Source organism: Cupriavidus sp. HY129 (assembly GCF_059492215.1).
On sequence record NZ_CP083254.1, the window covers coordinates 3,140,308 to 3,155,973 of the forward strand.

General features: G+C 65.8%; 12 protein-coding genes. 2 read left to right on the forward strand and 10 right to left on the reverse strand.

Annotated features, from left to right (window positions below; genetic code table 11):
* Positions 1-8 precede the first annotated feature (8 nt).
* Complete coding sequence (locus K6G35_RS14355) at positions 9-1,355, forward strand: ABC transporter ATP-binding protein (protein WP_495675873.1); 1,347 nt, start codon at positions 9-11, stop codon at positions 1,353-1,355.
* 79 nt (positions 1,356-1,434) lie between these two features.
* On the opposite strand, the gene K6G35_RS14360 is transcribed toward K6G35_RS14355, so the two are convergent.
* The 5 genes from K6G35_RS14360 to K6G35_RS14380 all read right to left on the reverse strand — a co-directional run bounded on the left by K6G35_RS14360 (position 1,435) and on the right by K6G35_RS14380 (position 9,191).
* Positions 1,435-3,807, reverse strand: a complete 2,373-nt coding sequence (locus K6G35_RS14360) for an FUSC family protein (RefSeq protein WP_186426432.1) — start codon at positions 3,805-3,807, stop codon at positions 1,435-1,437.
* Positions 3,808-3,893: 86 nt separating this feature from the next.
* The gene (locus K6G35_RS14365; protein WP_024570343.1) at positions 3,894-5,708 is read right to left on the reverse strand and encodes a M61 family metallopeptidase; all 1,815 of its coding nucleotides are present in this window, start codon (positions 5,706-5,708) and stop codon (positions 3,894-3,896) included.
* Positions 5,709-5,772: 64 nt separating this feature from the next.
* Positions 5,773-6,774, reverse strand: coding sequence for an acrylyl-CoA reductase (NADPH) (gene acuI, locus K6G35_RS14370; protein ID WP_495675874.1), 1,002 nt, complete (start codon positions 6,772-6,774; stop codon positions 5,773-5,775).
* A gap of 110 nt (positions 6,775-6,884) precedes the next feature.
* Positions 6,885-7,643 carry a DsbC family protein gene (locus K6G35_RS14375; RefSeq protein WP_008648688.1) on the reverse strand — a complete coding sequence of 253 codons (759 nt, stop codon included), beginning with the start codon at positions 7,641-7,643 and terminating at the stop codon, positions 6,885-6,887.
* A 123-nt stretch (positions 7,644-7,766) separates the two neighbouring features.
* The gene (locus K6G35_RS14380; protein ID WP_495676356.1) at positions 7,767-9,191 is read right to left on the reverse strand and encodes a UbiH/UbiF family hydroxylase; all 1,425 of its coding nucleotides are present in this window, start codon (positions 9,189-9,191) and stop codon (positions 7,767-7,769) included.
* Positions 9,192-9,443: 252 nt separating this feature from the next.
* Between K6G35_RS14380 and ychF the strand changes: the two genes are divergently transcribed.
* The gene (ychF, locus tag K6G35_RS14385) at positions 9,444-10,535 is read left to right on the forward strand and encodes a redox-regulated ATPase YchF (protein ID WP_017515963.1); all 1,092 of its coding nucleotides are present in this window, start codon (positions 9,444-9,446) and stop codon (positions 10,533-10,535) included.
* Positions 10,536-10,640: 105 nt separating this feature from the next.
* On the opposite strand, the gene K6G35_RS14390 is transcribed toward ychF, so the two are convergent.
* The 5 genes from K6G35_RS14390 to K6G35_RS14410 form a co-directional block, all read right to left on the reverse strand.
* Positions 10,641-11,468, reverse strand: a complete 828-nt coding sequence (locus tag K6G35_RS14390; protein ID WP_495675875.1) for a CsgG/HfaB family protein — start codon at positions 11,466-11,468, stop codon at positions 10,641-10,643.
* An 88-nt stretch (positions 11,469-11,556) separates the two neighbouring features.
* Positions 11,557-12,150, reverse strand: a complete 594-nt coding sequence (locus tag K6G35_RS14395) for a tetratricopeptide repeat protein (RefSeq protein ID WP_040011253.1) — start codon at positions 12,148-12,150, stop codon at positions 11,557-11,559.
* Between the two features lie 765 nt (positions 12,151-12,915).
* Positions 12,916-13,416, reverse strand: coding sequence for a GDYXXLXY domain-containing protein (locus K6G35_RS14400; protein ID WP_008650864.1), 501 nt, complete (start codon positions 13,414-13,416; stop codon positions 12,916-12,918).
* Entirely contained in the window at positions 13,413-14,540 is a 1,128-nt protein-coding gene (locus K6G35_RS14405) for a DUF4401 domain-containing protein (protein WP_008650865.1), read from the reverse strand. The genes K6G35_RS14400 and K6G35_RS14405 overlap by 4 nt, the downstream gene beginning before the upstream one ends.
* Complete coding sequence (locus K6G35_RS14410; protein ID WP_035881122.1) at positions 14,537-15,550, reverse strand: DUF2157 domain-containing protein; 1,014 nt, start codon at positions 15,548-15,550, stop codon at positions 14,537-14,539. The genes K6G35_RS14405 and K6G35_RS14410 overlap by 4 nt, the downstream gene beginning before the upstream one ends.
* Positions 15,551-15,666: the final 116 nt, after the last annotated feature.

The following is a 15,666-nucleotide window of genomic DNA, read 5'->3' on the forward strand; positions in this document are numbered from 1 at the left end:
TTCGCACGATGGCACTGCACGACAACCCATCCAGACTGGCCCCATCCGTCATCGAACTGCATGGCGTGGGCAAGGTATTCCGCACCGCCGACCACACCGATCGCGCCGTGCTCGAAGGCGTCAACCTCACGCTGCGTGAAGGCGAGATCGTCGCCATGCTCGGCAAGTCCGGCTCCGGCAAATCGACGCTGCTGCGGATCATGGCCGGCCTGGTCGGCGCGGACCGTGGCGAGGTGCGATTCCGTGGCCAGAAGCTGGTCGGCACGGCCGAAGGCATCGCCATGGTGTTCCAGTCGTTCGCGCTGTTTCCGTGGCTGACGGTGCAGCAGAACGTGGAACTTGGGCTGGAAGCGCAGGGCGTGCCGAAGGCGGAACGCGCGCGGCGCGCCGAAGCGGCCATCGACATGATCGGCCTCTCAGGCTTCAACAGCGCGTTGCCGCGTGAACTGTCCGGCGGCATGCGGCAGCGTGTGGGCATAGCCCGAGCGCTGGTGACGCAGCCGGACCTGCTGCTGATGGATGAGGCGTTCTCGGCGCTCGACGTGCTGACCGGCGAAACGCTGCGCGATGAAATGCTCGACCTGTGGGAGTCGGGTCGCGCCAACATCAAGAGCATCCTGATCGTCTCGCACAACATTGAGGAAGCGGTGATGATGGCCGACCGGATCGTGATCCTGTCGAGCGACCCGGGGCGCGTGCGCGCCGAGGTGCGGGTGCCCTTCGCGCGCCCACGCAATCGCGACAGCGCCCAGGTGCGCGCGCTGATCGATGAGGTCTACACGCTGATGACCTCGCCGGCCGCGCTGGGGCCGCGCGTGCCTGCGATGGCTGCCGCGCAGCAGATCGGCTACCGCCTGCCAGAAGCCGACATCAGCCAGATGGAGGCCATTCTCGACCTGCTGCACGAATCGCCGTTCTTCGGCCGCGCCGACCTGCCGCACCTGGCCGACGAAGCCGGGCTGACCGACGACGAACTGCTGCCGGCCTGCGAGGCCATGCAGTTGCTGGGGCTGGCGACCATCGAGCGCGGCGATATCACATCGACGGCGCTCGGCCGCAGCTACTACGAGACCGAGCCCTCCGAACGCAAGGTCGTGTTCGGCAAGCAGTTGCTGAGCCACGTGGCGCTGGCCGCTCACATCCGGCGCGAACTGGAAGAGAGCGAGGACGGCGAGGTTGGCGAGGAAACCGTCCTGCGCGAGATGCAAGCATTCCTGAAGCCGGATGAGGCCCAGCGTGTGCTGACGATCGCGATCGACTGGGGCCGGTACGGCGAGGTTTACGGCTACTCGTTCAACAGTGGCGTGTTCAAGCTGCCCGACGTGGAGGAAGCCGGGGCGACTGGGAAGGCGTAGGTCCGAGTCAATGCCGCAGGCTTTCTCTCCTCTCCCGCAACACGGGAAAGGAGAGAAAGCCCGTCGCGATTCCGTTCGATCAGCCCTTCCACGGCGTCCGGATTGCCCGGCCGATCGCGCCGGTACGCAGCGCGATCTTCGCTGCGTCCTCGCGCAGCGCACGCAGGCGGCGCTCCAGCACCGCATTGGCCGCACGCCCGGAAGCACTCGCGGTGGACTCGGCACGCTGGTCCTGCGATCGCTGAATCGGCTCGGCCGCACCGATCTCGCCGGCCGCCGCGGCCTGCGCCAGCACCTCGGCCTTGCGCCGGTCCGCCGAGTCCGCGATACGCGCGCGGCGCTCGCTCGCATCGTCCTCCGTGGTATCCGTGGCCGACGACGGCGCACTCTGATGGACCATGCCCACGCCGGCCACCGCCGCCTCCGTCGGTGTGCGGATGAATCCCGCGCCACGCGCCCCATGCCGTTCCTGGCCCGCCAGCCGCTCGCTGGCCAGCGTCAACGACCGCACGGCCGCCTCGGTGGCCTGCTCGATCGAGGCCTCGGCTGCGGGCACATCCAGTTCGCCGTAGTGCTGCCGCACCTGGATCCGCGCAGCGGCCACATGCGCGGCCACCAGGTAGTTCTGCACGATGAAGCGGCTCAGGTTATCCACCGCGCGCTGCCGGCTGCGCGGCTCGTCGAGCATGCGCTGGAACGACGAGATCAGCGCCGACAGCGCATCCATGAACTGCTTGCGCTGCACGCGGTATGCGAAGTCGTCCTGCGCCTTGCGCAGCAGCAGATCCCGCGTAGCCGCAATATAGCGACGGTTGGCCTGCAGCACGTTTTCCACCAGCTTCGGAATGGCGCGGTACTCCCAGCTCGGCAGCACGAAGCTGAACACGGACGCGATAATCCCGCCAATCACGGTATCGACCAGCCGCTCGCCCACCACCGTCTGGCTGCCCGGAATCAGCAGGTTTATCTGGATCAGCACCTGCACACAGGCGGCAATCGCGGTGTAGCGGTACTTGATCGTGGAGAACGCCGCGCTGGCCACGAGCGCCAGATAGAGCACACCCAGCAGCACTAGCGGCGCATGAATCCAGTGCAGGATGCCGACGCTGATGATGCAGCCGATCAGCGTGCCGATCAGACGATCGTTGTAGCGCTGCTTGGTCATGCTGAAGTTCGGCTTCAGGATCACCACGATGGTCAGCAGGATCCAGTAGCTGTGCGACGCGTACGGCAAGTGCTCGCCCAGGAATAGCCCGGTCCCCACCGCCAGCGTGATGCGCACCGCGAACCGGAACGCCGGCGAGCGCCAGTTCAGGCTGTCGAGCACCACGCCCAGTTCGTACTTCTGGCGCGTCAGGAACGGTGTCATGTCCGAACCGGGCAGCACCTGAGCCGGCTCCACCGGCGTGCGCGAAGCCTCGTGCAATTGCCCCATCAGCGTGACCGCGCCCCGAATCATGTCGAAGGTATCGACCAGTGCCGTCATCGCCGTGGCCGACACATTGAGGTGGCGCAGCTGGGCGATCTCGTTTTCCACCGCGCGCAGGTCCGCCGCGTAGTCGTACGCGCTGTACGACGGCCGCCCGCGCGTGATGTCGTAGGCGATTTCCTCGAGGTCCTTGCAGAGCCCGAGCACGAGCCGGCGCAACGCGTCGAGCACCGGCGTGCCGCCGAACGTCTGCCGCAGCAGCGGATAGTCGGTATTGGTCGACAGCAGATACTCGTAGAGCTCCAGCATGCGCAGGTGCACCCGCACCAGCAGACCATCGAACGGTGTCTTGTTGCCGCGCAGCACCATGTCGCGCGCGGCCTGCTGGCGCTCAGCCACCACGATCTGCTGGCGCACCAGCCGGTTGAACAGCTCGTCGTAGTCGGTGCCAGCGTCGTAGAACCCCGCCTTGATGTCGAGGTAGGCCGCCATCTCGTAGAGCGACTCCGCCAGGATCTGCTGCCGCGTGCGGCGTTCCATGAACCAGGCCACGCTGATCGCATAGAGCAAGTAGCCCAGCGCGCCCACGCCGAACAGTCCCGCGTGAGACAAGGCCGTGCGCACGACAAATTCCTCGTTGATCGTCAGCGTCATGACGAACAGCATCGAGAACTGCAACGGCATGGTCTTGTTGCCGTAGACCGTCATCATGCCGGCCAGGAACGTGACCAGCACCAGCACGAACGGCATCACGCGCGGAAACGGCGTGGCCAGCGCCACCACCACGGTCACCGCCGTGCAGAGCAGCACGCTAGCCAGCATCTCGTTGAACTTGTGGTTCAGCGGGCTCGGCAGGTCCATCAGGCTGGTGCACAGCGCGCCCATCGAGACGACCATCGCGCTGGGCAGGTCCATGAACTGCATGGCCAGCAGCGTCATGCCGATGACCCCCGTGGCCGAGCGCAGGCCACGGTAGATGTAGTGCGAGTAGAGGAACGTGCGGGGATCGTGCGCGTATTCCATGGGGGGGCGATTACAAATGCCGGGTCGGCCGGGTCAAAGGGGAGCCCTGCCGTCGCCAGGGCGGCGACGGTAGGGTGGCTGGCAGGTTACTGGCCGAGCCAGCGCGCTCTCCCGACATGCTTGCCCGTTTCCACCGACACCTTGTACTGCACCGCCGGCTCGCGCGCCAGCGTCACCGGCAATACTTGCAGTTCATCGCGCCGGAACACGTGAAGCTCCACGCGATCACCTGCCCGGTAACGCCCGAGCAGCTTTTCAAGCTGACCCGGCGCCACGCGCAGCCCGTCGACGGCGGCCAGCAGGTCGCCCGCCGACAGCCCGGCCTTCTGCCCCGCCCCGCCGTCGAGCACCTGGCTCACGCGCACCCAGCCGTCCTGCTTGGCCGTCTTGATGCCGAGCGCGGCCGTGCCGTCCGGCTTCTGGACTTCCGCCTTGACCCCAAACGCACGGAACAACGGCACCAGTCCGATCTCGCCCGTGCCCTCGGTCAGCGCGCGCAGCAGGGTGCCGAGCTTCAGGCCAGTGACATCATCGAACAGCGCGTAGACCTCCGCCTCGGTCACGCCGCGCTGCGCGGCGCCCGGTGCGTAGAAGTCGCGCCCGTAGCGTTGCCATAGCGCGCGCATGATGTCATCGAGCGACTTGCGGCCACGCGTCTTCTCGCGGATCGTCAGGTCCAGCGCCAGCGCCACCAGCGAGCCCTTGGTGTAGTAGCTGACGATGGCGTTCGGCGCATTCTCGTCCTGGCGGTAGTACTTGGTCCAGGCATCGAACGAGCTGTCCGCCACGCTCTGCTTGGTGCGGCCGCTGCCGCGCAGCACGCCGTTCCAGGTCTTGCCCAGCATCTCGACGTACTGCTGGTCGGTCACCAGCCCGGTGCGAACCAGAACCAGATCGTCGTAGTAGCTCGTGAAGCCTTCGAACAGCCAGAGCAGCGGCGTGTAGGTCTCGCTCTCGAGCTGATAGGGCACGAATGCCGCCGGCTTGATCCGCTTGACGTTCCAGGTGTGGAAATACTCGTGGCTGCACAGGCCCAGGAAGGTGCGATACCCCTCGCTGGCCTCGCTGTCGCCGCGCGCGGGCAGGTCGTTGCGCGCGCACATCAGCGCCGTGCTGGCGCGATGCTCCAGACCGCCATAGCCGTCGGTCGTGACCATCGTCATGAACACGTAGCGGCGGTTGCTGTCGAGCATCGGCGCGCGGGCCGAGCGCGGTTCGAACAGCTTGATCTGCGCCTCGCAGATCTTCTTCAGGTCGCGGCAGACACGCTGCAGGTCAAGCTGCGGCACCTTGCCCGTAAAGACCACGTCATGCTGCACGCCGCAGGCGCGGAAGCTGGCCAGCGCGAACGTGCCCATCTCCACCGGATGGTCGATCAGTTCATCGTAGTCGGCAGCCTGGTAGCGTCCGAAGCCGTAGCGCCGCGCGCCACCGGGGCCGCGCGCCTCGGGCAATGCCGTAGCAACGCGCCAGTCGGCATAGGCTTCGCCCGCGGGCGCGTGGATATCGACCAGGCACGGACCATCGTCCTGCCCGACCACACGCAGGAACACCGAACTGCCATTGAAGAAGCCATGCGTGGTATCGAGATGCGCGGCACGCACCGACAAATCCCACGCGTACACCTCGTAGCTGACCACGAGCGGCCCGGCATCCGCCGCCAGCGGCGCGGCCTGCCAGCTCTGCTTGTCGAGCTTGGTCAGCGGCACCGCCACGTCGCCCGCATCGGCCCGTATGCGGACGATATTGCGGGCGAAGTCGCGAATCATGTAGCTGCCCGGAATCCACGCAGGGAGCGTGAAGACCTGGCCAGCGGGATCGGGAACATCCACCGTCACGGTGACGGCGAACAGGTGGGCTTCCGGATGAAGCGGGGCGATGGCGTAGCGGATCGGCGTCATGGTCACGATTGTAGCGTCACGTCCCGGACCGGCCCGGGACGCCAGTGCGCGGCAACCGCCGCCTTCAGCGGTTGACGTTGACCACCACGCGTCCGCGCATGCCGCCATCGACGATCTTGCGTCCCGCGTCGATGGCCTCCGCCAGCCGGATCTCGCGCGTGATGGCCTGCAGCCGGTCTGGCGCCAGATCCTGCGCCAGACGCTTCCACGCGGTTTCGCGCAGCGGCATCGCCGCCATCACGCTATCGATGCCGGCCAGCGTCACGCCACGCAAGATGAACGGTGCCACTGAAGCCGGAAAATCCATGCCCTGCGCCAGTCCACATGCCGTGACCACGCCGCCGTACCGCACCTGGGCGCAGGCATTGACGAGCGTATAGGAGCCGACGGAGTCGACCACGGCCGCCCAGCGCTCCTTCTGCAGCGGCTTGCCTGGCGTGCCGAGTTCGGCGCGGTCGATTACCTCCGACGCACCCAGCGCGCGCAGGAAGTCGGCCTCCGACGTCTTTCCCGTCGATGCAGTCACGCGATAGCCGAGCTTCGACAGCACCGCTATCGCCACCGAGCCCACCCCGCCCGATGCGCCGGTCACGAGCACATCGCCATCGCCGGGACGCACAGGTCCATTCACGCCACCGCGCTCGAGCGCCAGCACCGACAGCATCGCCGTATAACCCGCCGTGCCAATTGCCATGGCCTGGCGCGTGGTGAACGCGTCGGGCAGGCGGACCAGCCACTCGCCCTTGAGCCGCGCGCGCTGGGCCAGGCAGCCCCAATGCGTCTCGCCGACACCAAAGCCGTTCAGCACCACACGGTCGCCGGCCTTCCAGCGCGGGTCGGCCGATTGCAGCACGGTGCCCGCGCCGTCGATGCCGGCCACCATCGGCCATTTGCGCACCACGGGCGAACGGCCGGTGATCGCCAGTCCGTCCTTGAAATTGATCGTGGAGTAGTCGACTTCGACCAGCACGTTGCCGTCGGCGGGCAACTGGCTCTCATCGACCCGCGCGATCTCCGCGTGCGTCGTGCCATCGGTCTGGGTCAGCAACAGGGCCTGGAAGGTCATGGTGTCTCCGTTTTCGTCGTCGTTTTCGAAATCAATCCGGGGCGCGGAAATGCAAAGCGGCCGGTAGCAACCGGCCGCTTCATACAGCCGGATGGGGTCCGGCGTCGGGTTTATTTTTTCAGGCTGGCGAGTTTGCGTTCCAGCGTGGCCGCGTCGGCGGCTCCAGGGATTCGCGTGCCATCGGAGAAGAACACCGCTGGCGTGCCCGTGATGTTCAGGTTGTGGCCAAGCTCGAGGTTCTCATCCACCGGCGTCTTGCAGGATCCGTTGCCCGTGAGCGCCACGTGGTTCAGCATCCAGTCGCGCCAGACCTTGGTGCGATCGGCCGAGCACCACACCTGCTTTGCCTTCACCGTGGAATCCGGCGACAGCACCGGATAGAGGAAGGTGTAGACCGTGATGTTGTCCATCTGCTGGAAGGTCTGCTCGATCTTCTTGCAGTAGCCGCAGTTCGGGTCCGAGAACACCGCCACGGTGCGGCTGCCGTCACCCTTGGTCCACTTGATGGCGCGCGACAGCGGCAGATCCGACCACTTGATCTTGTTCAACTCGGCCAGACGCTCCTCGGTCAGGTTCGTGTTGGTCTTGGTGTCGATCAGTTCGCCGTTGATGATGTAGCGAGCGGTGGCGTCGGTGTAGACAAGCTGGCCGCTGACGTTGACTTCGTACAGGCCTGGCACCGGCGCCTTGGTCACGCTCTTGACCTCGGCGCGGCTACCCAGGATCTTCTGGATCGACGCCTTGATGCGATCCGTACCCGGCTCGTCCGCGGCCAGCGCGTGCAGGGCATAGCCGGCGGCGCCCACGCCGCTAGCCAGAGCCGCGATGGCGGCGAAGCGGGCGGAACGGCGGCGGAACATTTGGAACATAGTGACTCCAGGAAAACGATGCGCCGGTCAGTGTGTCGGCTTATTCGTGAATGGTAAATCGTTAATGGGCTGGTTTGTGGCTCGTTTGTGGCTCGTTTGTGGATTCGCCGCTTCCGGCTTGCATCACCCGAGCGCGTGGCCGATCAGAAGCCGCTTGATCAGCCCCTGGCTGCCCACTGCCCGCATCCCCAGATTGCGCACCACACGCGCCGGCGTGCCGGGCAGCGAGAACAACCGGTGCAGGCCGTCCGTGGCGGCGGTCAGCGACAGCAGATCGGTAGCGCGCGCGCGCTCGTAGCGGCGCAACAGGCGCAAATCCCCTTCCGAACGGAACGACTCTTTGTCGGCCATCACCCGCCCGAGTTCCACCACATCGCGCAAACCCAGGTTCATGCCCTGCCCGGCGAGCGGATGGACCACGTGCGCGGCATCGCCGACCAGCGCCACGTGCGGCTGGACGAACTGCTCGGCGCGCTGCAGCACCAGCGGGAAGCCCTGCGCCGGCGTGATGCAGCGCAGCGCGCCAAAGCGGGCGCCCACCGCGCCGCTGGCGACCTGGGCCACGGTCGCGGCCAGCGCCTCGGGCGACAACGCGAGCAGGTCGTGGGCGTGTGCCTCATCGGCCGACCACACCATCGACACCCGATTGCCCGGCAACGGCAGCATCGCCAGGATTTCGCCGTTGGCCGGTTCCTCGTCAGCCATCAACTTCTCCGGCGCCCCCAGGAACCATTGCCAGGCGGTTTCCTGGTGCGGCAGCTCGCACTGGAAGTTGGCCACCACGCCAAGCTGCCGATACCGCCGCTGCGTGGTGCCGATATGACATTGCTGGCGCACCCAGGACCGGGAGCCGTCAGCCCCCACCAGCAAATTGGCGCGAACCTGCGCGCCGCTGGCCAGCGTCAGCGTCACACCGTCGACGTCGCGCTCGAGTCCGGTGGCCGTGTCGTCGAACCATTTCACCTGGTGCTGGAATCGCAGCGCGGTATCGAGCACGCGCTCGACGTGCCCAGATTCGACGATCCACGCGAGCTGCGGCACGGCGGCGGCGTAGGCCGAGAAATGCAGATCCCCATCGAGCGAGGGATCGGTCTCGGCAGCGCTCTCATCGCCAAACACACGCATGTCGCGCACGGGCTGCACACGAGCAGGGTCCAGCGCCTCCCAGACACGCAGCCGCTCCAGCAGCGCCTGCGAACTGGCGGAAAACGCGTAGATGCGGGCATCCCAGTCATCGTCCCCCCGGCGGGCCCCCTCAGCGGCGGGCCGGGGCGCCGCCAGCGCCACCTGCATACCCTGCTGCGCCAGCAGCAGCGCGCAGGCCTTGCCAACAATGCCACCGCCGACGACGGCGACCTGGAAGCGGGAAGAGGAATTCGAGGACATGGAAGAAGTGACGGTGCGTGACACCGATGCGGCAGGTCCGGACATCCCTGAATTATAGCGACGTGACGGGGGCTCCATCCGCGTGATCGGTTCGGACACGCATATGGACCGGTCTTGCCGCTTGCCTCCCGGCAGGCGCACCCAACCGCCCAGAGCCGGCATTGCCGTCAGGGCGACCTGCGCCGTCTGGCCCAAACCCTTTCTAATCAAGGCGTCCGATAGGGTTACTACGGTTACTAGGGTTACAATTGCCCCTTTCGTGCATGAAGCACGCGCAGGATCCGTGAGCCAACGCCGCGATCCGTGCTTGCTCGTCACTTCCCCGAATTCACTTCCGACTGTCATCGACTGGCGCCCACCGCGCAACAAGCCGCGCGCCAGGCAGTCGTAAGCCATTGACTTCAAAGGTTTACCATGAGCCTCAAATGCGGCATCGTCGGCCTGCCCAACGTCGGCAAGTCCACGCTGTTCAACGCCCTGACCAAGGCAGGCATCGCCGCCGAGAACTACCCGTTCTGCACCATCGAACCCAATGTGGGCGTCGTGGAGGTGCCGGACCAGAGGCTGGCCAAGCTGGCCGAGATCGTGAAGCCCGAGCGCATCCTGCCGGCGACGGTCGAATTCGTCGACATCGCCGGTCTGGTGGCTGGCGCGTCGAAGGGTGAAGGCCTGGGTAACCAGTTCCTGGCCAACATCCGCGAAACCGACGCCATCACCCACGTGGTGCGCTGCTTCGAGGACGACAACGTGATCCACGTGGCCGGCAAGGTCGATCCGCTGTCGGACATCGAAGTCATCAACACCGAACTGGCCCTGGCCGATCTGGCCACCGTGGAAAAGGCCCTGGCCCGCTACATCAAGCCGGCCCGCGCCGGCGACAAGGAAGCCCTGCGCCTGGTGGCCGTGCTCGAAAAGGCCCAGGCAGTGCTGGACCAGGCCAAGGCCGTGCGCACGCTGGACCTGGCGCCGGAAGAATGGGAGGCCCTGCGCCCGTTCTGCCTGATCACCGCCAAGCCGACCATGTACGTGGCCAACGTGCGTGAAGACGGCTTCGAGAACAACCCGCACCTGGACGCCGTGCGCGAGTACGCCAAGACCACCGGTTCGCCGGTGGTGGCCGTGTGCGCCGCCATCGAGGCCGAGATCGCGGATCTGGACGACGCCGACAAGGCCGAGTTCCTGGCCGACCTGGGCATGGAAGAGCCCGGCCTGGACCGCGTGATCCGCGCCGGCTTCAAGCTGCTCGGCCTGCAGACATACTTCACCGCTGGCGTGAAGGAAGTGCGCGCCTGGACCATCCACGTGGGCGACACTGCCCCGAAGGCCGCGGGCGTGATCCACACCGACTTCGAACGCGGCTTCATCCGCGCACAGACGATCGCGTACGATGATTTCATCGCGTTCAAGGGCGAGCATGGTGCCAAGGAAGCCGGCAAGATGCGCGCCGAAGGCAAGGAATACGTGGTGCACGATGGCGACGTGATGAACTTCCTGTTCAACGTCTAAGCCATTCGGGACGCTTCCCGAGGTCCCGGACCATAAAAAAACGCCCACAACCTTGGAGGTTGTGGGCGTTTTTGTTTCGGCCAGTTCCGCCGAAGGGTATCGACGTTACGAGCCGACCTTGAGCTGGCCGCCGCGACCCAGGCCGCCCTTCACTTCCTGCGCCTTGTAGTTGCGCAGCGAGACGACCATGTTGTTGTAGGCGTCCATGAAGGCCGCCACGGTGGCCTTGCCTTCCGGCGTGCGCGAGAAGCCGCCGAGGCCGCCCGCCGCACCGCCGCCAAATGCACCCAGTGCCGCACCGAAGTTCGTCGCCGTGGCGTTGCCTTCCGAGATCGAAAGTTGCACACCTGAACGGATGTCGAACATGGTCAGCGTTACGACCGAAGCCTTGCTCTGCATGGCGCCGCCCACGAGCGCGCCAACACTGCCGAACAGGCCGCCCACGCCAGCCGCCAGTTGGCCCGTGGAATCATTGTCGACGATGATGGCCGGCTCCATGTAGTAGTCGGCGGCCACGCGCTGGCCCTTCTGCTGGCGCGAACCGGCGCGGAATTCACCCGAGTTGCGCTGCTTGTCGGTGATGTTCGACAGCTTGCTTTCCGTGCGGTTGTTGCCGACGGACGTGATCACGAAGCAGTTCGATTGCTGCACCGCCAGGCGGATCAGCGGCTCGATGGTCGTGATCTTGGTGGCAGCGCCAAAGCTCGCATACCACTCCTTGCCGCGGCCATCATCCACGGCAAGCGTACCCAGCGGGGTATCGCAACGCTCCAGCGCCGGATTGGCGTTCACGCTGGTGGCGCCACCAGCCGCGCCGGTTGCCGCAGTCGCCGCCGTACCGGTGCTAATGGAGCCGCCTCCGAGGTTGGCGCAGCCGGCGAGTACCAGGGACGCGACCAAGGCGGCCGCGCGCAAGGAAATCTTATTGGACATGAAATCGTGTTCCTATTGAGAGAAATTGGGGAAAAATCAGTGGGGCGCAATCTGGCTTCGGACAGTCGATCCCTGGCCGCTCAGCCGCCTATCGCTGATACCAGCCGGAGGGGCCCCATACCCAGTAATACGGATAGCCGCTGTACCACGCGTACCAGGACTTTCGGTAGGCTTCGCGCACCTGGTACGCCGCCTGTTCGTCCTTCTTCGCGGCCTGGGCCTGCGGAATCAGCGCCGCCGCTTCCTTGTTGCCCTTGGCGGCCGCACGGCTCAGCCATGCCTCGGCTTCGGCCGGATCAGGGCCCATTTCCTCGAAGCCCATCAGATAGAGGCGGCCAAGCGCCAGTTGCGCCTGCACGTGGCCGTTGTCGCCAGCCTTGCGCATCCATTCCAGCGCCTGGTAGGTGTTGCGCTCCACGCCATCGCCACGCAGGAGGCGCAGGCCCAAGTCATAGGCCGCATTCGGATTCCCTTCGGCCTTCTGCGCCAACGCCTCCATGCGGCGATCGGATTCCGACGGCCCGGCCGGCGTGAACGTGGCGATGCGCCGATCCTGATCAGCACAGGTGTTGCCATTGCACAGCCGCACTGTCGGCGACTGCGACAACTGCGACGCCGGCGTCTGAGCACAGCCGGTCATTGCAAGGGCTGTCGGCAACACCAGGAGAGCAAAAGTTCGCATGGAAAGTATCGAGCGCGAGTGCATAGGCACGCGCGGTGTCTGAATTGGGTTATGCCTTTGGGGTGGCTGGCTTCTTGCGCTAGCGCACCAATGCGTATTGGCGAGAGCCTCGATCGTAGGCAAAGTGTTGGCGCGCGAGATGCGGAAATTTCCGAGACAAACACCTCTTCGATCCGGTTTTCCAAGGCGCACCCACTTGGGCGCAGATGATTCCTAAGCAATGACGAGGGCCTGTTGACATCAAGCCAGGACGTGTCGCGGAAGGCCATTAGCCTGCACAGGTTTTACGTCTGCCCTTTGGTCGTAACAGGAATGGTGCGAGGAGGAATGGTGCGAAGGATGTAGCGGGGTGATCTCTACGACGAACTCGGCAAGCTCATAGCGCAACAGACAGGGCTGGCGAACTGGCTCCGCCTGGCTCATGAATACTCCGAGTCAACGCCCAGGTTCGCCGGTCGCCGTAGATTGACGAGTGCATTCTTTTCCCGGAGTGCGTTGCTCAGGATTTGCCTCGCATGACGAGGGCCACTCACATTCCCGGCATGGATGACCCGTGAAGAAGAACCTGAGGAAGTCCCTTCGGGCATCCTGGTATCGCCTTCGGCAAAGGCTGCGGGATTCGCAGGGGTCGCCGACAGCGACGTCCGCAACAACGCGGTGTTCCTGCTGCCGCCCGCGAGGAGCGGGCGGCAGAGTCCCGCGCCAAACGTGAAGTGGGATCATGATGCAGCAGGCCGGCGAGGCGCCCTTGCAGCGCCTCGCTCACTACATCGGCGCCAGCTTGTCGTCGCGCATTCCCACCAGCAGGGCTTGCCCGCTGGCATCCACCCGGAACTCGCCGAACCTCGCCTTCGAGAAGCGCTCGGCATGCCCTTCCTGGAAGAACCAGGCATCGGTCGATACCTGCACGTTCGACCGCCCCCAGCGCGACGCGACATTCTGCACGCGCAGCAATTGCTCGCCGGCAGCCAGCGCCTCGCCCTTGTGCAGGCGCACGAAGTGCCCCTCGTTGCTGGCGTCGCGGCGAATCACCACCAGTTCGTCACGGCGATTCTCGGTCTGATCCTGGCCATACGCGGCCGACACTTCCATGCCGATGGCGAAATTCAGCGCCATGTAGTCGCCCTGCATCAGCGACCGTGGATCGACCGGCGCCAGCCGCAGATAGACCACATCGCCACGCGAGATCACGCGCTCCTTGCCGACGATGCCGGCCACGGCTACGGCGATGGTCAGCAGCCATCCAATCATGATCCAGCGTTTCATGCGATGGCCTCCTTGCGTGGCATACGGGTCAGCGCGAGCCGAGCGGCCAGCAGCAACACGCCAGCGGCGGCGAGCGTGACCGACTTGACGAGCAGCGTCCACTGCAGCGTGCTGTAGTACCAGATAAACCCGAGCAGAATCGCCGCGATGGCCAGCCCGATCCACGGCAACGACGCGCGCCGCAATGCCATGGCCAGCGCAAGCACGCCGGCCGTGACCGCCGGCGCCATCACCATCAGGCCGCTGAACGCCACAGCCAGCACCATCAGGCCGATACGAATACCGGCATCACAGCGAATGCGCGCGCCCTCGATCTGCGCGAACCCAACCAGGCAGACGCCGACCAACACGCCGGGCACCCAGTTGCCGGGAGTCTGCAAATGCCTGATGCCATCGAACAGGAACTCGGACGGAAGCGCGGTTCCAGTGATGATTAGCGCCGAAGACAGGCCGAACACCAACGTGGCGTCGGCGGCGGGCTCCCAGAGCGCATGTGTCCCGCGTGCCGCAATGCGTGCCTCGTTCAACACGAAGACCATCACGGCAGCCATCGCCAGCGCGCCCAGGATGCCCACCGTGAGCGGCATCATCAGGAACGGATTCCGCATGGAGCCGCCCAGCGCGATATACAGCGCGATGGTCGCTGCCGACCAGCCGCCAGTCACCGCCACGAACCGATGCAGCCGGTTCGGCACGATCACGAACAGCACGGCTTCCAGCGCGGTCACACCCAGCCAGAACACAGCGGTCTGCGAAAGCCGATCGATACCGAGGCTCTCGCCCACGCCAACGATCACCATGCCTTGTCCGCCCAGACTCGCGGCTAGCGCGAACTGGCCCAGCGCGATGCGTGCGCTGTCCTGACTGGTGGTCCGATACATCAGGATCGCCGCGCCAATCATCAGCAACCCGGTGATGGCGATAGCGGGGCCGTTGCCCCGCGTCACGGCGAACACGGAGCCCAGCAGGAACAATTGGGCGAACAGCGCGCCGAGCCAGCCCGCCGCGCCCATCAACAAGCGAATCGGCCACGGCATGCGAAGCGCGGGCGTGAAATCGCCCTGCACGGCACCGCGAGCGGCAAGTTGCTGCCACAGCAGGCGTTCGAATGGTTCGGTACTCATGCCGTCCTCCCGCTCTTTTCGCGCCATGCGCGCAGCAGCCACGTAGCAGCGACGACGGCCAGGCCGACCGTCAGCAGCGCGAGCAACAGGAACGATCCGAAATCGCCATAGGCATCGATCAGCCAGCGGCCCACCGCCGAGATGATGACGCCGATGCCGGTCAGGCAAATCAGGCTCAGCACGACGATATCGAAAGCGCGCCAGCGGAACCACGCGCCAAGCGCGACCAGCGCCACCGCGCTGATCAGCAGGCCGGAGCCTTCGACATGGCTGGTCAGCAGACTCATCAGTCCAACCCAGCCCGCATAGGCGCAAGCCAGGATGCCGATCAGCCGGGGACCGGTGACACCCCGGAAGCCCCAGCTACCCGCGCGGGCGGCCAGCACGTACCAGAGCGCTAACTGGACCACCGCGGCGCCCAGCAGGAACAGCATCGTTTCGCGCGCATGGTCCGCCGAGAACAGCAACTCGAACATGCCGCCCACGCCAAGTCGCACACTGCCATATCGCAGCAGCGCCACGTTCCCGACAACCAGCACGATCCACCAATGCGGCGTGGCCCGTGCGGCCAGCGCCCAGGGCAGCGCCAGCAGCGTCCAGAGCGCGAAGAGCTGCCAGGCATCGGCGCCAGTCTGGTAGGTCTGACCGATCACGGCCATCAGCACGCCGGACATGATCTGCGCACCGCCCAACGCGGCGCGACCCGCCATATCGTCGGTCGGCCGCAACGAGGCAAAGCCGGCCAGCAGGGTCAGCAACGCCGCCAGCAGCCCGAACTTGGTGAATTTGTGGAGTGCCGCCCAATTGAAGGCGAAGAAGACGATCACGCCGGCGCATAGCAGCGCCGTCCCCAGTATCAGCAGCGCGCGGTCGAGCCAGCGGCGCCAGTCCATGCGATCGGGCAGCGTCGGCGCCCAGGCCGTGCTCAGGCCCGCCGCATCGAGGCGACCCTGGGCACACCAGTCAGCAAGCGCCTGCTGTGCGGCGCGGCGATTTGAGAAGGTTTCCAAACCGTCGATCTCCCGAATGTCGGCATGGATCGCAATGTAACAAAAACGCGCTCGGCCAACGCATGGCTGTCACCAATTGATGACCAATTGATATGCACGGCGCGCGGGCCTTTCGC